General features: G+C 68.7%; 18 protein-coding genes and 1 riboswitch. Of the genes, 9 read left to right on the top strand and 9 right to left on the bottom strand.

Annotated features, from left to right (window positions below; all coding sequences use genetic code 11):
• Positions 1–124 precede the first annotated feature (124 nt).
• Both ACFW3F_RS20960 and ACFW3F_RS20955 read right to left on the bottom strand, forming a co-directional pair.
• Positions 125–319: a hypothetical protein gene (locus ACFW3F_RS20960; protein WP_388060832.1), complete on the bottom strand. Its 195-nt coding sequence runs from the start codon at positions 317–319 to the stop codon at positions 125–127.
• A gap of 125 nt (positions 320–444) precedes the next feature.
• Positions 445–1641, bottom strand: a complete 1197-nt coding sequence (locus tag ACFW3F_RS20955; RefSeq protein WP_388060830.1) for a carboxylate--amine ligase — start codon at positions 1639–1641, stop codon at positions 445–447.
• A gap of 234 nt (positions 1642–1875) precedes the next feature.
• Between ACFW3F_RS20955 and ACFW3F_RS20950 the strand changes: the two genes are divergently transcribed.
• The 4 genes from ACFW3F_RS20950 to ACFW3F_RS20935 are packed head-to-tail and all read left to right on the top strand — an operon-like array spanning position 1876 to position 5093.
• Positions 1876–3003 (top strand): EamA/RhaT family transporter, encoded by a 1128-nt coding sequence (locus ACFW3F_RS20950; RefSeq protein ID WP_388060828.1) that lies wholly within the window; start codon positions 1876–1878, stop codon positions 3001–3003.
• Between the two features lie 60 nt (positions 3004–3063).
• Entirely contained in the window at positions 3064–3930 is an 867-nt protein-coding gene (locus tag ACFW3F_RS20945) for a hypothetical protein (RefSeq protein ID WP_388060826.1), read from the top strand.
• Complete coding sequence (locus ACFW3F_RS20940) at positions 3927–4397, top strand: nuclear transport factor 2 family protein (RefSeq protein ID WP_388060824.1); 471 nt, start codon at positions 3927–3929, stop codon at positions 4395–4397. Before ACFW3F_RS20945 ends, ACFW3F_RS20940 begins: the two co-directional genes overlap by 4 nt.
• A gap of 9 nt (positions 4398–4406) precedes the next feature.
• Complete coding sequence (locus ACFW3F_RS20935; protein ID WP_388060822.1) at positions 4407–5093, top strand: phosphoribosyltransferase; 687 nt, start codon at positions 4407–4409, stop codon at positions 5091–5093.
• Between the two features lie 18 nt (positions 5094–5111).
• Here the strand turns inward: ACFW3F_RS20935 and ACFW3F_RS20930 are convergent, their stop codons facing one another.
• The 6 genes from ACFW3F_RS20930 to thiO all read right to left on the bottom strand — a co-directional run bounded on the left by ACFW3F_RS20930 (position 5112) and on the right by thiO (position 11726).
• The gene (locus tag ACFW3F_RS20930) at positions 5112–7727 is read right to left on the bottom strand and encodes a LuxR C-terminal-related transcriptional regulator (RefSeq protein WP_388060820.1); all 2616 of its coding nucleotides are present in this window, start codon (positions 7725–7727) and stop codon (positions 5112–5114) included.
• Positions 7728–7855: 128 nt separating this feature from the next.
• Positions 7856–8602, bottom strand: coding sequence for an ABC transporter permease (locus tag ACFW3F_RS20925; protein ID WP_388060818.1), 747 nt, complete (start codon positions 8600–8602; stop codon positions 7856–7858).
• Positions 8599–9552 (bottom strand): ABC transporter ATP-binding protein, encoded by a 954-nt coding sequence (locus ACFW3F_RS20920; protein WP_388060816.1) that lies wholly within the window; start codon positions 9550–9552, stop codon positions 8599–8601. The genes ACFW3F_RS20925 and ACFW3F_RS20920 overlap by 4 nt, the downstream gene beginning before the upstream one ends.
• A 68-nt stretch (positions 9553–9620) precedes the next feature.
• Complete coding sequence (locus ACFW3F_RS20915; protein WP_388060848.1) at positions 9621–10391, bottom strand: thiazole synthase; 771 nt, start codon at positions 10389–10391, stop codon at positions 9621–9623.
• A gap of 61 nt (positions 10392–10452) precedes the next feature.
• Positions 10453–10665 carry a sulfur carrier protein ThiS gene (gene thiS / locus ACFW3F_RS20910; protein WP_388060814.1) on the bottom strand — a complete coding sequence of 71 codons (213 nt, stop codon included), beginning with the start codon at positions 10663–10665 and terminating at the stop codon, positions 10453–10455.
• Positions 10662–11726: a glycine oxidase ThiO gene (gene thiO / locus ACFW3F_RS20905; RefSeq protein ID WP_388060812.1), complete on the bottom strand. Its 1065-nt coding sequence runs from the start codon at positions 11724–11726 to the stop codon at positions 10662–10664. The genes thiS and thiO overlap by 4 nt, the downstream gene beginning before the upstream one ends.
• Positions 11721–11831, bottom strand: a riboswitch (TPP riboswitch). It overlaps the preceding gene by 6 nt.
• A 47-nt stretch (positions 11832–11878) precedes the next feature.
• Between thiO and thiE the strand changes: the two genes are divergently transcribed.
• Together thiE and ACFW3F_RS20895 are read left to right on the top strand one after the other, a co-directional pair.
• Positions 11879–12604 carry a thiamine phosphate synthase gene (thiE, locus tag ACFW3F_RS20900; protein WP_388060810.1) on the top strand — a complete coding sequence of 242 codons (726 nt, stop codon included), beginning with the start codon at positions 11879–11881 and terminating at the stop codon, positions 12602–12604.
• A gap of 321 nt (positions 12605–12925) precedes the next feature.
• Positions 12926–13309 (top strand): hypothetical protein, encoded by a 384-nt coding sequence (locus ACFW3F_RS20895; protein WP_388060808.1) that lies wholly within the window; start codon positions 12926–12928, stop codon positions 13307–13309.
• A gap of 7 nt (positions 13310–13316) precedes the next feature.
• Here ACFW3F_RS20895 and ACFW3F_RS20890 read toward each other — a convergent pair whose 3' ends face one another.
• Positions 13317–13799: an NUDIX domain-containing protein gene (locus ACFW3F_RS20890; protein WP_388060806.1), complete on the bottom strand. Its 483-nt coding sequence runs from the start codon at positions 13797–13799 to the stop codon at positions 13317–13319.
• Between the two features lie 350 nt (positions 13800–14149).
• Here ACFW3F_RS20890 and ACFW3F_RS20885 point away from each other — a divergent pair, with 350 nt between their 5' ends.
• Genes ACFW3F_RS20885 through ACFW3F_RS20875 form a run of 3 tightly spaced genes read left to right on the top strand, consistent with a single transcriptional unit; the run spans position 14150 to position 19208 of the window.
• The gene (locus ACFW3F_RS20885) at positions 14150–15601 is read left to right on the top strand and encodes a hypothetical protein (RefSeq protein ID WP_388060805.1); all 1452 of its coding nucleotides are present in this window, start codon (positions 14150–14152) and stop codon (positions 15599–15601) included.
• Entirely contained in the window at positions 15598–16596 is a 999-nt protein-coding gene (locus ACFW3F_RS20880; RefSeq protein WP_388060803.1) for a glutamate ABC transporter substrate-binding protein, read from the top strand. Before ACFW3F_RS20885 ends, ACFW3F_RS20880 begins: the two co-directional genes overlap by 4 nt.
• 5 nt (positions 16597–16601) lie before the next feature.
• Complete coding sequence (locus ACFW3F_RS20875) at positions 16602–19208, top strand: tetratricopeptide repeat protein (RefSeq protein ID WP_388060801.1); 2607 nt, start codon at positions 16602–16604, stop codon at positions 19206–19208.
• The last annotated feature ends 402 nt before the right edge of the window (positions 19209–19610 follow it).

The raw sequence follows: 19610 nt of genomic DNA, 5'->3' as shown, positions 1-19610 counted from the left end.
GTACGTGCGCGAGGGGTTCTGGGCCGGGGATCTCGCCGGTCCGGGCACAAATCGGTCACGCGATCACGTCGCTGGTTGTCCCGCACAGCGGGACAGAACGCAACGCGATCTCAGCAGGATCAGATCAGAGACAGACGCTGATGGTCACCGGACCGATGGGGATGCCGAAGCAGATCGACACCGAGCCGGTCGCCTGGACAGGCTGTACCTGTGCCGGCGCAGCGGACGCAGCCGGCGCGGTCGCCAGGCCCAGGGCGCAGGCAGCGCCCGCGGCGGCGACTCCGACAGAGGCGCGACGCATCATCTTCGACTTGTTCATGACAGCTCTCCTCGAGCTCGAGTCCCCCCGGACAGCCCTGCGGATGGGGTCGACACGCAGGTGATGGTGTGCACGAAGTCTACGCCCCGGACCGTCGCGCGTTTCGACTTCCCGGCCGTCTCCCGCTACAGGCTGATGCGCAGCCCGTCCCACTCGTGGTCGTGCATGAAGCCCTCGGCGAGTCCGACCCGGTACTTGAAGCAGCTGCGCAGGATCCCGGCATAGGCGAACGGCAGCATCAGCGCGGGTTTCTGGTCGCCGGGACAACTCACCACGTCGGTCGCGCCACGGAAATCGCGGACGAAGTCGCGCAACGTCCGGTTCTTGCGGGACGAGGACCGCCACCCGTAGAGCAGCATGCCCAGCCCGATCATCTTGTCGACGCCCGAACCGGGGGTGATCGGCCCGTCGTCGGGGTCCCACGTCCCGAGGAACGCACGATCGACTCCGTCGTCGGGCGTGAACATCATGATGCCGCTCGTGGCACGCGGGTTGCATTCGATGCAGAACAGATCGGCGGCCTCGCCGGACGCGGTCCGGTCCTCGATGAAGTCGAAGCCGATCTGACCGGTGAAGTTCACCCGGCGCACGAAGTCGCTGACCCAGTCGGCTATCTGCGGGTGGTTCACCGACCGGAAATTGAGGCACGAGCTGCCGTCGATGGCGTAGTCCACGGGATAGGTCGCGTGGGCGTACACACGACCTTCGTGGCAGACCGAATAGGTGCAGTAGTTGGTCCCCGACGCCCATTCCTGCGCGATCCACGGGTTCTGCTCGTCGTGCTCGAGCCACGCGAGCGGGTCTCCGGGCGTCACCTTGTGGACCTTCTGCGAGCCCCGCGAGTAACAGCGTTTGAGTGCGAAGGGCTGGGTGAAGTCGAGCGATCCGACGTCCTCGGGCCCGGTCACGCGCGCGAACTTGCGCGTCGGGATGCCGAGTTCGACGAGCAGTTCCTGGAAGTCGTACTTGTTGTGCAGTCGGTTCTCGGTGGTGAAATCGGAGAGGAACAAGCGGCACCCGGGCGGGAACACCTCCGCGAGCATCGCGATGATGTCGGTCTCCTCGTGCACCGGGATGACCAGGTCGATGTCGTTGTCGGTCACGATTCGAGCGAGCGCATGGCAGTACGCGAGGGGTTCGAACTTCGGCGGCGGGACACGATGAAAGTCGCTCACCGCGTTGGAGAATCGGCCGATCCCCACCGGAATGGAATCGACGATGCTCACCCGGTGACCGGCCGCGGCCATGAGCCGCGCGAGTTCCAGGGTCAGGAACGATCTGCCGAATGTGATCAGTACATGGGCTCGTCCGTCGCTGTTCACCCGAGCGAGTCTAGTGCCGACGGTGCACGCCGCTCGGCGCCCGATGCCCGGGCCTCGGAAAAAACCGGACAGGTCGGGAATATTCGATACCGTCCTGTCGGTTCGTCCTGTTAGTTTCGCCACGATCGGTCGCTGTCGTCGAGATCGACCGTGTGAGCAGGCGTATGAGTACGCAGTCGGGGTGGTCGGCGGTCCGAGCCTTTCAGGGCTCATCCGGACCGAGTTGGAGGAGGCATGCAGCTGTTCGTGATCGGCGTGATCGCCGCGTGCCTCGCCGCCGTCGCCTACGGGATGTCGACGGTCCTGCGAGCGCTCGGCGCTCGCCGCGTGGCGGAGGCCGCGGCGGACGAGGGTGAGGGCATCACCACCGAGAACGGCGCGCCGACCCTCTCGTCGACCATGTCGACCCTGGTCGATCCCGCATTCATCCTCGGCACCACGCTGGTCGTCGTCGGGTTCGCCGGTGGTGCGCTCGCCGCCCGATTCCTGCCCCTGTTCCTGTCCCAGACCATCGTGTCGGCCAACCTCGTCATCACCGCGCTGCTCGGCACGATCATCCTGAACATCGCCCTGCACACCCGCGAGTGGGTCGCCATCTGGCTCGTCGTGATGTCGCTCTGCCTGCTCGGGGTGTCGTCGTCCCACCACACCGGCGGGGGCGAAGAGGTCGGCTTCCACTGGGGCCTGTTCATCGCGACCCTCGCCCTGTGCGCCCTCGCCCTGGTGGGGGTCTACAACCTCGGCCCGGCGGGTGCCATCGTGGGCGGGGCGTCGGCGGGCCTGCTGTTCGGGATCATCGCCATCGCCGTCCGCATCCTCGACGGGGTCCAGCCGTTCGATCCCGTGGCCCTGCTGACCGACCCGGCCGCCTGGACCATCGCCGCGGCCGGCGCCGTCGGCTTCTACGTCCAGACCGTTGCGCTACAGCTCGGCGCGGTGAACGGGGTGACGGCCGTGCTCGTGGTCGGCGAGACCGCTGGTCCGAGCCTCGTGGGAGTCGTGTTCCTCGAGGACACGGCCAAACCCGGACTCGGCTGGCTGGCGATCCTCGGCTTCGTCGGAGCGGTGATCGGTGCGGTACTGGTCGCCTGGTACGGCTCGGTCGACCCGGACCACCTGGGTGAGGCACCGCCGATGAAGGGCGGGTGGCGCCGTGGCCGCGAGGAGCCCGGGTCCGGCGACTCCTCGTCCGTAGACTCCTTGTCCGCAGACTCCTTGTCCGCAGACTCAGCGGCCGACGCCCGCGGGCCCGATGACACGGTCGCCGGCGGCCCCTCGACGAACGATGCGCCGCACGATCCGGACATCTGGACGGTCGACGACGACACCTTCTTCGACAGCCGCGACTCCCGACGCAACTGAGCCCGCCGGCGTGCTCCGCAGGTGGTTGACACCTGCCCCGCGGATGGAGAGGGTGGGTTGATGACATCGACCAGCACGGGCTCCGCGGCCCGGCTCGCCTACGAGACCCTCGAACCCTTCCACATCCTCGCCTACTTCAACCCGGGACTGAAAGGCGCGCAGGAAGACACCGGGCTCGATCCATACGCGTTCTACGTCGGTGCGCGCGGTGCGCCGTTCGGTCCCTGTGCGGCTTCGGTCATCGCGTCGGCCTTCTACAACTTCAACTCCGAACTCATCGCCAAGAGTTGGGCGGCTGCCGTCGAAGCCGGACTCGACCGGGTCCACGAACGACGCAACCAGATGCTCGACGACTCGTTGCGAGAGATTCTCGGCGACGCCATCGACGACGCGACCCTCGACGAACTCGCTTCTGCTTACTACGATCTCGCTGCCGGCCTACCATTCGGCGGACGCCCGCTGGCCGCCGCCTGGTCGACCGCACCGAGGCCGGACACCGCACGACTACGTCTGTGGCACGCCGTCGCCATCCTCCGGGAATGGCGCGGCGACAACCACATCGCCGCACTGGCGCTCCACGGCCTGAACGGATTCGACGCGGCCGTGTTCCACGAGGCACAACTGCCCGACCCCACCGTCCGCCGACGCACCCTGGGCAAGCGCATCGTGCTGATGACCCGCGGCTGGTCCGAACAGGACTGGCAGGACAGTGTGGATCGTCTCGTCGACGCCGGACTGGCCGAACGTACAGACGACGCGCACCGCCTCACCGCGTCCGGAGCGGCGACCTACGACGACATCGAGGCCACGACCGATGCTGCGGGAGAATCCATCTGGACCGGCACCGAAGACCTGTTGACCCGAACGAGGCCTGTCGTGAAGGCCGTCATCGACGCGGGAATCCTGCCCGGGACGAGGACGAAGTGAGCGCGCCCGACGCCCCGTTCGAGGACCTGCGCGCGATCGAGAGCCTCAAGTACCGATACCTGAGGTCGCTCGACACCAAGGACTGGACGACGTTCGCCTCGACTCTCACCGACGACGTCACCGGCAATTACGGTGAGGGACTGGTCTTCTCCGATCGAGACGAACTGGTCGGATACATGCAGACGAACGTCGGTCCCGCGGTGATCACCGAACACCGCGTCGCGCATCCGGAGATCGAGATCGACGGGGACACCGCGCACGGACGCTGGTACCTACAGGACCGGGTCATCGTCGCCGAGTTCTCGTTCATGCTCATCGGCGCGGCTTTCTACGACGACACCTACCGGCGAACCGCGGACGGTTGGCGCATCAGCAGCACCGGCTACGACCGCACATACGAGGCCACCGTCGGACTCGCCGACGTGCCGAGCTTCGCACTGAAGGTCGGTCCCGCCGTGCGGATCTGAGGCCGACTCATGCGCCCGCGCACCTTTGCCGATCGCCGCGAGGCGGGTCGCCTGCTGGGTGCGCGGGTCGCGGCGGTCCTGAACACCACTCCGTCGCCCGCGTCCGGCGTGTCAGCACCCGTTGTCCTGGGTCTCGCTCGCGGAGGGGTTCCCGTCGCGCGTGAGGTCGCCGACGCGATCGCGACGACCGCCGGCACGTGCGGACTCGACGTCCTGGTGGTCCGCAAGATCGGGGCGCCGGGCCACGAGGAGTTCGCCATGGGCGCACTCACCGCCCGTCATCTGGTGGTCAACGACGACATGCCCCGGCGACTCGGGGTGTCCCGCGCCGGGTTCGAGGAGGTCGCCGACCGGGAGCGGCGCACGCTGCGAGATCGCGAACGCCGATATCGCGGCGATCGTCCCGAAGCCGAGCTCTCCGGCCGCAGGGTCGTTCTCGTCGACGACGGCCTGGCCACCGGTTCGAGCATGGCGGTGGCCGTCGACTCCGTCCGGGCCGACGGCGCAGCATGGGTAATGGTGGCCGTCCCCACAGCACCGTCGGATTCGGTTGACCGACTTCGGGATCGCGGCGTCGACGACGTCGTCGTCCTCGTGATGCCGACACCGTTTCGCGCCGTCGGCCTCTCTTACGAGGACTTCACCCAGGTGGACGACGACGAGGTGATCTCCGCTCTCGACCGTTCAGATGGCTGAGCTGACGGCCGGCCAGGATCAGAGCGAACCCGGCTGTGGCCGAATGTCTTTGAGCAACAGCGAGGCCAGTTCGGCACGGTCACCCACATCGAGCTTGGTGTACGCGCGGAACAGGTGGCCCTCGACGGTGCGCACCGAGACGGTGAGCCGCTGTGCGATGTCCTTGTTGGACAGACCCGCCGCCGCGAGGTTGGCGATCTCCCGCTCACGCGACGTCAGCGGCAACGGCTGCGCGGCCGAGATCAGCGCGGGCGTCCGCAGGCCACCGCATTGGGACGCAAGTCGATTCGCGACCGCGGCCGATGCCACGGTCGCCGACCGCTTGTCCGCGGCGTCGTGCAGCACACTGGCCTGCGCGGCCGCGTCCGCGGCGGACAGGCACACCCCGGAGTCCTCGAACTCCGCAGAGCACAGATCGAGTTCGACGGCGTCACCGTCGCGGAGCGCAGCGGCGTGGCGTGCATACAGATCCGACAGCGGACCGTCGACGCGCTCCGCCAGTTCGGCGAGGCGATCCGCCACACCGCCGTCCCCGAACCGCGCGGCGGTGTGCAGCGCCTCTGCCTCCACCGCGAACTGACCCGCGGTGCGCGCGGACGCGGCGGCGGAATGAGCGAGTTCGACGGCCGGCGTGACGGTTCCGGCCGCGGCCGCCTGCCAGGCCGCCGCGATGTCCAGCATCGGCCCGAAGACGGCCACGTGCTTGCCGGACTTCTCCCGAGCCTTGTCGAGCGCGGCGGCGGCCCGGTCGGACTGGCCCAGCGCGCTCAGCGCCTGCACCAGGAAGATGTGCGCCGGGAAGTTCCAGGACTCGGAGAACCGTCCGCTGTCGAGGATCGCGAGCGTCTGCTCCATCCGACGGGTGACCGCGGCACACGAACCACGCGCGAGTTCGACCGAGGCGACCAGGATTCCGGACATCGCCCAACCCAGGTACTGCGCGGTCTGAGCCGCGGACACGAAGCGTCCCGCGGCGGCATCCGCGTCGTCGAGACGACCGGTCAGGGTCAGTGCGAGCGTCTCGCCGAAGCCGGTGGGGAACCTGAGCAACCCGTCGACCTCGACCTCACGCGAGTGTTCGGCCAGCGCCCGGACCTCCGCGCCGCGACCGGCCACCGCACGGGCGAGACTGCCGCCGAACACCGCCCACTCCACCGCCCACGGCAACACCTTGGACTCGGCCAACACGTTGTCGGACAATGCAATCGCCTCGTCGATCCGATTCTCGAAGAGCGCACAGGCCGAGGCGATCCCGGTGACGATGGGTACGAGCGCGGGGTGGGTGACGCGCCCGGTCAGCAGTTGCAGGATCTCGTCGGCCCGGTCGGCGTCACCGAGGGCCCAGAAGGTGTTGCCGATGATCGAGTTGCCCCACAACACGAGTCGGCCCTCGTCGAGGTCGTCGGGCGAGAAGCGCGCCAAGATGTCCCGCGCCTCGTCGGGATGCCCCTGCCACATCACCGCCCGGGCCAGCAGCTCGGCTTCCTCGAGACCCCCACCCTCGTCGAGCGCGGCGCGCGCGAATCGTTCGCCGAGCGGTGTCTGCGCGAGATTCAACGCGTCGCGGGCGGCGGTCCGCACCAGCGACAGGTCGATCTCCACATCACTCTCGATGGCGAGATCGGCGAGACGGATCCGTTCGGCGGGCGTGTTCGTCGGCCGTGACCGCAGGGCCTCGACGAGCCGGCCGCGCAGCCGTCGCGACGACGCGAGACCGAGCCGGCGGCGGATCACCTCGCCGAAGAGCGGATGGTGAAAGGCGACGTCGAGACGCCGTCCGTCTCGGGTGATGCGCACCAGCCCGGCGATCTCGGCTTCTTCGACGGCCTCTTCACCCGCCAGCTCGGCGAGGATGTCGATGTCGAGCGGTTCACAGAGACTCAGATACTTGAGGGCGCCCAGGACCGGACCGTCGAGTTGCTCGATCCGTCCCTCCAGCAACGACGCGAGTTCGGAGGTGATGGCGGCACGTCCGCGCAACTGCCAGACACCGTTGACCTGGCGCAGCGTGTTCGCTTGCCGCGCCCCGTCGACGAGGTGCCGCAGGAACAGCGCGTTCCCACCGGAGGCCTCCCACATGAGATTCGCCGAGTGCTCCTCGAGCTGACCGCCGAGCACCGATTCGATGAGCTCCACGCTCTGCTCTTTGGTGAACGGGGACAATGTGATCCGCGTGAGGTGGTTGTCCTTCCACAGCGAGGTCACGGCGTCGGGCACGGTCTCGCCGCTGCGGACCGTCGCCACGATGTGCACCGCGCGGTCGATCGCGAGCTGATGCAGCAGTGTCGCCGAGAGTTCGTCGAGGAGGTGGGCGTCGTCGACACCGATGACGACGTCGCCGTCGGCGAGCAGCGATTCTCGCGCTGCCGCAAGGTAGGTGACGGGATCGCTCGACGTCGCCGGGCCGACGAGGTGCGCGAACACACCGAGCGGGATCGACCGCGCGGACTCGGTTCCCGCAACCCAGCGCACCCCCGTCGGCAGTTCGGCGGTGACGTGCCGCGCGAGGGTCGTCTTGCCGACCCCGGAGTCGCCCGTCAGAACCACGCCGCAGCCGGTCGTCTCACCCCTGAGCGCCGCCTGGATCGTGCGGAACTCCAGATCGCGCTCGACAAGCGGCCAATTCGTGGACATAACCGCGAATTTTAGTCCGCCGGACCCTACAATGGGCCGCGCCGAAGCAGCAATGTGGTCCGACCGGATGGCCCCGATCGGCAGTCAGCGAATCCCGGATTTGACATCAGCGGCCCGAAATACGCGAATCACGCATCCCGGGCGTTGGTGACCACCACCGCCGTCGCCAGCAGCACCATGGTGAACGCCGCGAAGTAGAGCAGCGAACCATAAGCGTTCCAGTGGAAGGTGTCGCTGCCGCCGGCGAGGAAGTTCCAGCCGTTGAGGAAGGGCAGGAACGACACGATGTGCTCCCCCACGCGCGGGAGCACCGAGACGATGCGCTCGAGGGCCAGCATCCAGACGAGCATGATCGCCACCGCACCCGCCGAATGCCGTACCAGCGCACCGACTGCGAGACCGATCAGGGCGCACAGCATCGCGAAAACCGGCGTGCCCCACAGATGCCGGACGGTGTCGGGTCCGGTCAGTGAGACCCCGACGCCCGAGAGCACCTGCGCCACCACCACCGCGACGACGCACAGGATCGCCACCACCGCGAAGGAGAGTCCGCCGAACACGACCGCTTTGGCGAGGAGGACCTGTGGCCGACGGGGTATCGCGGCGAAGGTCGGGCGGATCGTGCCGAAGCGATACTCCGTGGTGACACCGAGAATCGCCATGATCGCAAGGACCGCGACGCCGAACTGGTCGACGCCGATGAGGAAGTCGTCGGTGAGGGTGTCGGCCTCGCCGGGACTGCCGTACGAGGTCCCGGCGACGGCGCCGAGCAGCACCGCGATGCCCAGCCCCAGCACGACGACGACGCCGAGACACCAGTACGGCGAACGGGTGCTGGCGAGTTTGATCCGTTCGGCGTTGATCGCGGCGATCACCGGTTCCCTCCTCCCTGTTTGCTTCCGGCGGTGTGGTCGGCGGCGGTGTAGTCGACGGCATGAGCCGTCATCGACATGAACACCTCTTCCAGCGACGCCGACTCGGCCGACAGTTCGTGCAGTGTGATGCCCGCGGCGGCGGCGAGATCGCCGACATGATCGGTGGTGGTGTCGGGCACACGCATCACCGGACGCCCGTGGGCGTCCGGGTCGCCGGGGGCGGGATTCAGACCCGCGTCCGCGAGCGCCGAGTGCAGTCGTTCCAGCTGCGGACCGCGGACCCGCACCGATTGCCGGGCCCTCCCGGTGAACTCGCCGACCGAGCAGTCGGCGATCAGCCGACCCCGCCCGATCACGACGAGATGGTCTGCCGTGAGCGACATCTCGGTGAGCAGATGACTCGACACCAGCACCGTGCGGCCCTCTGCCGCGAGTTTCCGCATGAATCCGCGGATCCACACGATGCCCTCCGGGTCGAGACCGTTGACCGGCTCGTCGAACAGCAGCGTGTGCGGATCGCCGATCAGGGCACCCGCCAATCCGAGCCGCTGCGACATCCCGAGCGAGAAACCACCGGCTCGCTTCTTGGCCACCGAGGTGAGCCCGACCGTCTCGAGCACCTCGTCGACGCGGGCGACCGGGATCTGGTTGCTCGCCGCCAGCCACCGCAGATGCGAGCGCGCACTGCGGTTGGGGTGCACCCACCGGGCGTCGAGCAGGGCACCGACCTGGCGCAGCGGATGGTCGAGGTCCCGATAGCGCTGACCGTTGATCGTCGCCGTGCCCGAGGTCGGGCGATCGAGTCCGAGCATCATCCGCATGGTCGTCGACTTGCCCGCCCCGTTGGGCCCCAGGAAACCGGTGACCCGTCCCGGCCCGACTTCGAAGGTGAGGTCGTCGACGGCGCGTTGACCGCCGAAGTCCTTCGTCAGATTCGCTACCCGCAACACGCCTCGACCTTAGCCGTCGAACCCCGGCCGGCGGTCTGTCATCACCGACGGCCTGTCGCGGCCGGTCGTCAGCCCTGTTCGCGGGCAGGCGAGGACGCGTGGGCCCAGAAGCGCTTGGGGATTCGACCCGCTCGCGCGGCGCACCGGCCCCCGATCACCGCGTGCCGCATCGCCGTCGCCATCAGTTCGGGATTCTCCGCCCGGGTCACCGCGGTGGCCAGAAGCACTCCGTCGCAACCGAGTTCCATGGCGAGTGCCGCGTCACTCGCGGTACCGATACCGGCGTCGAGGATGACCGGCAGCGGGTCGTCGAACCGGGTGCGACAGTCGTCCACGATCATCTCGATGTTGTGCGGGTTGAGGATTCCGAGTCCCGTCCCGATCGGCGATCCGAGGGGCATCACCGCGGCCACACCGAGGTCGGCGAGTCGTGCGGCCAGGACGGGGTCGTCGTTGGTGTAGGCCAGTACCACGAACCCGTCCGCGACCAGGGCGGCCGCGGCATCGACGAGCTCGATCGCATCGGGCATCAGGGTGCGTTCGTCGGCGACCACCTCGAGCTTCACCCAGTCGGTCTCGAACGCCTCGCGCGCCAGTTGGGCGGTCAGGACCGCCTCGGCGGTGGTGTGGCAGCTCGCCGTGTTCGGCAGCACGGCGATACCGAGCCGGCGCAGGAGATCGAAGACCCCGGTGCCCGAGGCGGCGTCGACGCGGCGGACCGCCACGGTGGTGAGTTCGGTACCCGAGGCGACCAGTGCGCGTTCCAGGGTCGCGAGGTTCGACGCTCCGCCGGTGCCGGTGATCAGCCGCGACGAGAAGTCGCGGCCGGCGATACGCAACGGGTCGGCGTCCGGAACCGCCTCGTCGGGAAGCGCCGGTGCCGGGGGCGTCTCGGTGCGGTCAGCCACCCTGCACCGCCGTGACGATCTCGACGACGGCGCCGTCGGTCATGGTGTGGCGGTCCCAGCGGCCGCGTGGGACAACCGCGCCGTCCACCGCGACCGCGATCCCCCGGTCCGGCAACCCGAGCCCGGCGACCACATCGCGCACCGAGGCGTCGGCATCGACATCCACACTCTTGCCGTTGACGGTGATATTCGCGGTGATACTCATTCCTCGACTCCTTCCAGGATCGACAGCACCCGCTCGGCGGTACCCGGGGCGAGGACGATCCCGTTGCGTCCGTGCCCGGTTGCCACGACCGTGCGGGCATCCACGCGGGTGACGATCGGCAGCCCGTCGGCAGTGCACGGCCGCAGACCCGCCGCGGCTTCGGTCAGTTCATAGGTCCGCAACCCGGGCAGGACCTCGATCGCATCGGCGAGCAGATCGGCGACCCCACCGGCCTGCGGCGTCCGGTCGGTCATCCCCTCGGCCTCGTACTGGGTGGCGCCGACGACGACCCCGTCCGCACGTGGGACCAGGTACACGGCCCGCCCGTGCAGGCGTGCCCGGACGACGTGGCCGGGTGGCGGTACCGACCAGCGCGTGCGGCTCAGGCGGAGGATCTCACCCTTCGCCGGATGCAGCTCGACGCCCGGCCACAAGGCCGTCGTCCCGAGCCCGGCGGCGAGCAGGATCTGCGAGTCGGGACCCGGGTCGTCGAGGTCGGTCAGAGAGACGACGCGCGCGGAGATCACCTCCACACCTGCGGTCGCGACCGTGGCTCGGAGTGCCTCGAGCAACCGCCGGTTGTCGACGGACCATTCCCCGATCGCGCGATAGCCACCGACGAGTCGAGAACTCAGCGACGGTTCCAGCGTCCGGATGTCGCGGCCGGTGATCGGTTGCAACGCCGACTCCGAGCGCGGCCCGCCGGCCCAGACGAAATCGGCCAGATGCCGCAGGTACTCGAGGTCGGTGGCCGAGGCCGCGACGAAGAGCGAGTCGGTGGCGGTGACGACGCGTGGGTCGTCGAGCCGCTTCGCGAGCGCCGGCCAGAGCCGCACCGACTCGACCGACAGGGCGAGCGACGCCTCCTCACCCGGAATTCCCTCGCCGAGCGAACCGAGCATGCCGCCCGCGACCCATGAGGCGCGCTCGTCGGTTCCGGCGTCGAGTACCCGGACCCGCCATCCGGCGTCGGCCGCGGTGAGTGCGCAGGTCAGTCCGATGACGCCGCCGCCTACCACCGTCAGGGTGCGGTGAGCAGGGTCGTGCCGGGGGGAATTCACGCTGGAATCACCTTCCTTCGCCGGAATGACCCGGATCAGGTTCGACGGTCAGCGGATCGGTCCGCACTCTCAGCCCGGCCTGTCCGGACTCCCGTGTGTTCGTGCGATCCACCCTACGCCCGGGCATCGGACGGCCGGTTAGCCTGGTCGGCGTGACGACCCCGAACCCCACCAGTTCCGCGCCCGCTGATCCCGGCCACGCGACGGACCGTCGTCGTCGGCTCGCCTCGGCCCGCCTCTACCTGTGCACCGATGCCCGGCGCGAGCGCGGCGACCTCCTCGAGTTCGTCGACGCCGCACTGGCGGGCGGCGTGGACATCGTGCAGCTCCGCGACAAGAACTCGCCGGGGGAACGGGAGTTCGGGACGCTGGAGGCACGAGAAGAACTCGCGCTGCTCGCAGGATTGCGGAAGGTCGCCGACGCGCACGGAGCCCTGCTCGCGGTCAACGACCGCGCCGACATCGCGGCGCTCTCCGGTGCCGACGTCCTGCACGTCGGGCAGGGAGACCTCTCGCCGTCGGCAGCCCGCCGGATCGTCGGTCCGGACGTGATCATCGGCGCCTCGACTCACGACCCCGAACAGGCGGCAACCGCGATCTCCGACAACGACGTCGACTACTTCTGTGTCGGCCCGTGCTGGACCACGCCGACCAAACCCGGCCGCGCCCCCGCCGGCCTCGACCTCGTGTCCTCAACTGCGGAAATACTCTCGGGGCCAACGCAATCGACGAAACCGTGGTTCGCCATCGGCGGGATCGACGCCGGCCGCGTCGGCGAGGTCACCGCGCTCGGGGCCCGGCGCATCGTCGTCGTCCGAGCCATCACCGCCGCGGCCGATCCGACTGTCGCGGCGCGGGAACTCGCCGGGATGCTGTAGCGGCCCCCTTCCCACTGCACGAACATGTTTGCCCGGTCGGTTCCGCGGGTCTATGGTGGACCGATCATGTTGTGCATCACGAGCGTTCTCGTAACCCGCCGCAGCGGGGTCTGAATCTGACCGACCCCCCGTTGCGGGTCGGTTGCGCTCTCCAGTCGGTCACCCATTCTTCGACCGAAATCGGCTATCGAGATGCACCCTCTTCATCTGTCCCCCCGATCCTGTTCGTGGCAGGAAAGCGACGACCGTCGCGGTGACGATCCGTTCGTCGCGCGGTACGGGCGTCGGCTACCACCTGGAATGCACGAGGAGGCCATCGGGATGACCTGGCAGGAATTCACCGACGAGTACTCCCGGGGCGGCACCATCCGGCTCGGATCATGGTCTGTCGCATCGTGCTCGGGCGACCTCGTCGAGTGTCGCGCGACGCTCGCGATCGCCGACCGGATCATGTCCTGCAGCGCAGTTGCCGCCGGTCCGGTCGGTGCGATGACCTCGATCCTGCACGACATCGGCGCCCCGGTTCAGATCGTCCGTCTCCACCAGCGGGTGGTCGACGACGTGGTCACGACGTTCCTGCTGTGCGAGAACGACGGCCGGCAGACCTGGGCCGTCGGCGAGGGTTCGAGCAGCGACGAGGCGAACGTCCAGGCACTGGTCGCGGGAGCGAATCGCCTACTGGACGCCGATCGCGTCGGGGTGTGACCCAACCTCAGCTCTGGGGGTCGAGCATCGCGATGCGTTCGCGGAGGGTGGGCCAGGCCAACCCGAACGCGGGGTGCAGCGGCAGCTGGTCGACGCGCGTCTCATCGACCCACCGGAGCTCGGTGGACTCGAAGTTGGCGACCGTGCGGACCGGCGCGTCGGTCTCGGCGATGACGGTCGTGTAGGTCCACCCGCCGGGCGCCTCGTGGGTGACGACAGCGGCGACGACGCGCAGGTCGTCGCCGGTGATCCCGGCTTCTTCCTCGGCCTCGCGGATCGCGGTGTCGATGGCGCCCTCGTGCGAGTCGCGGGCCCCGCCGGGCAGCGCCCACGTGCCGCCCTGATGCGACCACGCGGCGCGGTGCTGGAGGAGCACGCCGGTCGATCCCTCCGGCAACGGCGCGCGCAACAGCAGTCCTGCCGCGCCGTGGACACCCCAATATCTCGAACCGTCGGGATCGATCACCCAGCCGTCGCCGTCGCCGCGCACCACGCCTCCTCGCATCCCGATCGCCTCGACCGGGGTGCCTCCACCGTAAGTGAGACGCGCGCCACCTGCCAGGAACACGGCAAAGCCCTTCGTGCCACCGGGTCGCGATCCGCCGCAGCGGGACCTGTATGCGAAGGCGACGGAACAACCGAGGTCGGCGACGCGGCGACGGTCAACCCCGGAGGAACCCGGCCCGATGACATAGGGTGAAACACGCACGACCCGGTGAACGATGACCCAGATGACACAACACCTGGCGTTGATCGCCCGGTCACGTGAATCCGGAACGGGGACCGGTGACCGTACGACCGCACCGGAGACGATCCAGCGTTTGAGAAGGGATCAGGTAGGTGACCGGCGACGCGTCCTCCGTGCGGACGGCGTTGACGCGTGGCGGTCGCACGATCCGTCCGGCCCAGTCCTCGCCCCCGATCCGACAGGTGCTCGCCGACCGGCGCGAACTCGTCGCCACCGCGCGCGAACGTGCCCAGTCGCCCTTCCAGACCCTCCGCCACTTCGCGGTCACGACCCCCGGCAAACTGGTCATCATCTGCGGCATCCTCGCGCTCGGGTGTCTGGGCACCGGTTTGTACGCCTCGACGGTCCTCGAAGACCGCACCCAGACCCTGCAGCGCCTCATCGATCGGACCGAGCCGCTCGCCGAGGCCGCGCAGGTTCTCTACAGCTCGCTGTCGATCGCCGACGCCTCCGCGAACGCCGCATTCATCTCCGGCGGACTCGAGACTCCCGACCTACGCCAGCGCTACTCGGACGCACTCGCAACGGCGTCGTCGTCGCTGATCCTGGCGACCGGCACATCCGGCGAGCCCGGGTCCGGTACTGCATCGGACCGGGCAGAGCAGGCGGTCAGCGCCGATCTCGAGACCCTCTCCACGTCGATCCCGGTGTACAGCGGGCTCATCGAGACCGCGCGGACCAACAACCGGCTCGGCAACCCGGTGGGTTCGGCGTATCTCGGCCAGGCGTCGTCGATGATGCAGGACCAGATCCTCCCCGCCGCGCAACGCCTCTACGAACTGCGGTCGATGGCCATCGCCGACCCGCAACACTCGCTGACCCGTCCGCCCTGGACCGTGTACGCGCCGCTGCTGTTCCTGCTCGCCGCGCTGGTGCTGACTTCTCGATACCTCGCACGACGGACCCGGCGGCGGTTCAACCTCGGGATCGTCGCCGCCATCTTCGCTCTCAGCATCGGGACCCTGTGGCTGCTCGCCTCCGGGCTGATGTCGGTGGCCGCGACCAGCGACGCCCGCACCGAGGGCGCCGACCCGCTTCGCGAGCTGACCGCGGCGCGCATCCTCACTCAGCAGGCCCGGTCCGCCGAGACTCTGTCGCTGATCCGCCGCGGCGATCAGGGGGGTCTCGAACGCAGCTTCTCCGCCGCGACCAGCGAGATCGGCAACATCGTCGACGACGTCCGCGACGGCACCCGGGACGGCGACAGTGCGGTCACCGCCGAACAGCTGGACACCGTCACCGCGGCGTTGACCGAGTGGCGGCGCACCGACGCCGCCGTCCGCCGCTACATCCAGACCGGGAACTTCGGTCTCGCACGCCTGCACACCGTCGGTGACGGGCCGGACAGTTCCGCGCGCGCCTACACCGCCGTGGACACCGCCCTGATCGATGCGATCACCACCGCCCGGGACTCCTTCCGGGACGACATCAACACCGCGCAGCGGGTCCTCGGGTTCACCGGTACCGGGATCCTGCTGCTCACCGTCTTCGCCGGCGTCGCGATCGTGGGCGGTCTCATCCCCCGGATCCGGGAGTACCGATGACGACCATCTCCTCGTCTCGCCGCCTGCTGACCATCGTGGTCCTGCTTGCGCTCACCGGTCTCGTCGCGACCGGATGCGTGCGCTTTCCCGCACCCGAATCACCCCCGCCGACCGCCACCGCGGGGCCGCCGGTGCTGCCCGGCGTTCAGATCGACGTCCCCGTCGAACCGCCACCGAGCTCCGAGGCGTGCAACGCGACCCTGACCCTGCGGCCGCCCGCCCAGATGCCTCCCCCGCGTGAGATGCCACCCAACTCGACGATGGCCGGAATCCTCGAACGTGGCCGGCTCATCGTCGGCCTGGACATCGGCTCCAACCTGTTCAGCTTCCGTGACCCGATCACCGGAGACATCCAGGGTTTCGACGTCGACATCGCGCACGAGATCGCCGCCGCCATCTTCGGCGACGACCGCCGGGTCGAATTCCAGGTCCTGAGCTCCGCCCAGCGGATCGACGCCCTGCGGGACATGACCGTCGATGTGGTGATCAAGACGATGAGCATCACCTGCGACCGGTTGCGCGACATCAGCTTCTCGGCCCCGTACTATGTTGCATCGCAACGCATCCTGTCGTTCCGGAACTCCAATGTCACCGGACCGACACAGCTCGCCGACAAGCGCGTCTGCGCCGCGCGCGGGACGACCTCGATCGGTCGCCTCCAGTCGATCCAGCCCCGGGCACGCATGGTCAGCACCACGACCTGGGCCGATTGCCTGGTCCTCATGCAGCAGGGCCAGATCGACGCGGTCACCTCCGACGACGCGATCCTCGCGGGGCTCGCCGCGCAGGACCCGTGGGTGCGGGTCGTCGGCCCCAGCCTCGGGGAGGAGTTCTACGGCGTCGGGATCCCGAAGGGGCAGGACGACATGGTCCGCTTCGTCAACGGGGTGCTCGAGCGCATCCGCGTGACGGGTCGCTGGCAGGAGATCCGCGATCGCTGGTTGTCCATCCTCGACAGCGGGTACGGCGCTCCCCAGCCGTACTACCGGGACTGATGCGCATGGACAGCACAGCGCGCAACGAGCACGAGACAGACGACGTTCGCCACGGCGACCCCGGCGATGACCGCCACGGCGACCCCGGCGATGACCGGAACGACGACCTCGGCACCCAACGGGTCTCGCTCGACGCACTTCTCGGGGATGGCGAGCCAGCCGGCGACGAACTCACCGCGGACGATGCCGAGACGACTGCGCAGGTCCCCGAGGTCGGCACCCAGAAAGCCGACCTGGCGGCACTGACCGAGGGCTCCGACGACACCACCGACCCACGTCCCGGTCGTCGTACCGATCCCGATGTCGGCACGCAGGCCGTCGCACCGGTGTTCACCGTCGGGGTCGATCCCGACGACCGCACCGACCGAGTCGTACGGTCACGTCCGGCCGTGCCCCATCCCGAACCCGACTCCGGTCCACTCGGCCGTCGGCTGGTCCCGCGGCGTCGGCCTCCGGTGCACGAGCGCAGGCTCGGCAGTGGCCTGGTCGAGATGCCCAAGATCACCGACATCGAGCCCGAGGACGCGGTCATCGACGACCCGGTGATCGCCGAGACCAAGCGATTCTGCTGGCGCTGCGGCAAACCGGTCGGTCGCCTGGAGGGTGACGGTGCCGGCCCCCCGACCGGTGACTGCGGAAACTGCGGTGCCCGTTACTCGTTCGTTCCCGGACTGGCTCCCGGCACGCTGGTCGCCGATCAGTACGAGATCGCCGGCGCCATCGCCCATGGTGGACTCGGGTGGATCTACCTCGCCATCGACCGGAACGTGAGCGACCGGCCCGTCGTCCTCAAAGGCCTGCTCAATTCCTCGGATTCGGAGGCACAGCGAGTCGCGGTCGCGGAACGGCAGTTCCTGGCCTCGGTCAACCATCCCGGAATCGTCAAGATCTACAACTTCGTCGAGCACGTCGACGACGATGACCGCTTCGGCTACATCGTCATGGAGTACATCGGCGGCCAGACGCTCAAGCAGATCACCGCAGGCAACCCGGACAATGCCCTGCTCTCGGTGGAGCAGGGTCTGGCGTACATCCTCGAAGTGCTTCTCGCCGTGGGATATCTGCATTCGGTCGGCCTGGTCTACAACGACGTCAAACCCGAGAACATCATGGTCGGCAGCGACGAGGTGAAGCTGATCGACCTCGGTGCCGTCTCCCCGATCAACGGTTACGGACACCTTTACGGCACGCCCGGCTTCCAGGCGCCGGAGATCGTCAAGACCGGACCGCAGATCGCGACCGACATCTACAGCATCGGACGCACACTCGCGGTTCTCACCGTGCCGATGGAGATGCAGCACGGACGCTACGTCGACGGCCTGCCCGCGGCATCGAAGACGCCTGTCTTCCAGGACAATCCGTCGTACTACCGGTTGCTGCAGCGCGCCACCGCACCGGATCCGGCCGACCGGTTCGTCTCCGCCGAGGAGATGAGCACCCAGGTACTGAACGTGCTGCGCGAGACGGTCGCCGTCCACACCGGGGTGCCGCGACCCGCACTGTCGACGGTGTTCACCCCGCAGCGCTCCACCTTCGGCACCGACCTCATGCTCGCCCCCGTCGACGGGTTCTTCGACCCCGATCAGGCGGCGTTCTACGATCCCGTCGACATCGCCAACGCACTGCCCGTGCCGCTGGTCAACCCGCTCGACCCGGCGGCGAGCCTGCTGACGTCGGCGGCCCTGTCGGACCCGCGTCAGACCCTCGATTCCATCAACACCGCCCGGGCCGAGGGTTTCGCGTCGCTCTTCGGCGGCCGGCCGGTCAAGAACGCCCACCCCTCTCGGGAGATCGACCTCGCCGAGGCCCGTGCGCACCTCCAACTCGACGACGTCGACACCGCACTCGCACTCCTCCAGGAAGTCCGCGCGCACCATGGCGATTCGTGGCGCGTCGAGTGGTACATGGGAATCTGCGCACTGATGAACGACGAGCCCGAACTCGCCTACGAACGCTTCGACGAGGTCCTCGGTGCGATGCCGGGTGAGGTCGCGCCCAAGCTCGCCGTCGCCGGTACAGCCGAACTCATCGGGCGTTGGCTCGCCGACGAGGATGGTCCGGCGAAGTCTGCGGAGAAGATCCGGAAGCTGTATGACGTTGCACAGCACCACTATCACGACTTGTGGCTGACCGATCACAGCATCGTGACCGCCGCATTCGGACTCGCGCGACTCGCCGTGGCAGCCGGTGACATCGGCGCCGCGATCCGACCACTCGACGAGGTGCCGGCGACCAGTCGCCACTTCAACACCGCACGTGCCACCGCGATCATCGCGCTCGTCCACGGTCGGCCCACCACACAGGTGACGCGCGAGCAGATCGTCGAGGCGGCACGGCGGCTCGAGCAGATCCCGGACACCGAGCCGCGCAAGGCCCGGATGCTGCTGATCGTGCTGGGTACCGCGCTCGGGTGGATTCACGACAACCCCGAGGACGCCACCCAGGACAAGGAACCCTCGACGCTGCTCGGGTTCCCGTTCACCGAGTACGGGATCCGTACCGGTACCGAGCGGTCCCTGCGTCAGCTGGCCCGCCTGACCCGCACCAACCGGGACCACCGGTTCATGCTCGTCGACCTCGCCAACTACGTTCGGCCGAATACGTTGTTCTAGGGCGACCTGAACGGTGCTCCGGTTGCGTTGCGCACCAGCGGTTCTTGGCTGAGGAGATCCGCGAGGTGTGTTTCGATCGGTGATGGACGCGCGCGACGCTTGCGCCTCGGTGGTCGGACGTCGATGACGTGGCTGGTTGTCAGCCATAGGCGGCGCGCTGGATCGCCGGGACCCCTGCTCCCTGAGGAGCGCCCGGAGCTTGCGGACGGCGCGCCAGCCCTGCTCCCTGAGGAGCGCCCGGAGCTTGCGGACGGCGCGCCAGCCCTGCTCCCTGAGGAGCGCCCGGAGCTTGCGGAGGGCGCGCCAGCCCTGCTCCCTGAGGAGCGCCCGGAGCTTGCGGAGGGCGCGTCACGAAGGGTCCGCCGACCGATCCCGCGAAACCCTTGAGTTGGTGGTCCGTGG

The organism is Gordonia sp. NPDC058843, from assembly GCF_042743165.1.
In the GTDB taxonomy this organism is placed as follows: domain Bacteria; phylum Actinomycetota; class Actinomycetes; order Mycobacteriales; family Mycobacteriaceae; genus Gordonia.
Note: the sequence above shows the minus strand (reverse complement) of the source record. Positions and strands in the feature narration are given on the sequence as shown.

Bases quoted from the DNA above. Each gene is read 5' to 3' on its own strand.
- ACFW3F_RS20960 (WP_388060832.1), bottom strand. From the start codon at position 319: ATGAACAAGTCGAAGATGATGCGTCGCGCCTCTGTCGGAGTCGCCGCC.
- ACFW3F_RS20950 (WP_388060828.1), top strand. From the start codon at position 1,876: ATGCAGCTGTTCGTGATCGGCGTGATCGCCGCGTGCCTCGCCGCCGTC.
- ACFW3F_RS20945 (WP_388060826.1), top strand. From the start codon at position 3,064: ATGACATCGACCAGCACGGGCTCCGCGGCCCGGCTCGCCTACGAGACC.
- ACFW3F_RS20935 (WP_388060822.1), top strand. From the start codon at position 4,407: ATGCGCCCGCGCACCTTTGCCGATCGCCGCGAGGCGGGTCGCCTGCTG.
- ACFW3F_RS20930 (WP_388060820.1), bottom strand. From the start codon at position 7,727: ATGTCCACGAATTGGCCGCTTGTCGAGCGCGATCTGGAGTTCCGCACG.
- thiS (WP_388060814.1), bottom strand. From the start codon at position 10,665: ATGAGTATCACCGCGAATATCACCGTCAACGGCAAGAGTGTGGATGTC.
- ACFW3F_RS20895 (WP_388060808.1), top strand. From the start codon at position 12,926: ATGACCTGGCAGGAATTCACCGACGAGTACTCCCGGGGCGGCACCATC.
- ACFW3F_RS20880 (WP_388060803.1), top strand. From the start codon at position 15,598: ATGACGACCATCTCCTCGTCTCGCCGCCTGCTGACCATCGTGGTCCTG.
- ACFW3F_RS20875 (WP_388060801.1), top strand. From the start codon at position 16,602: ATGGACAGCACAGCGCGCAACGAGCACGAGACAGACGACGTTCGCCAC.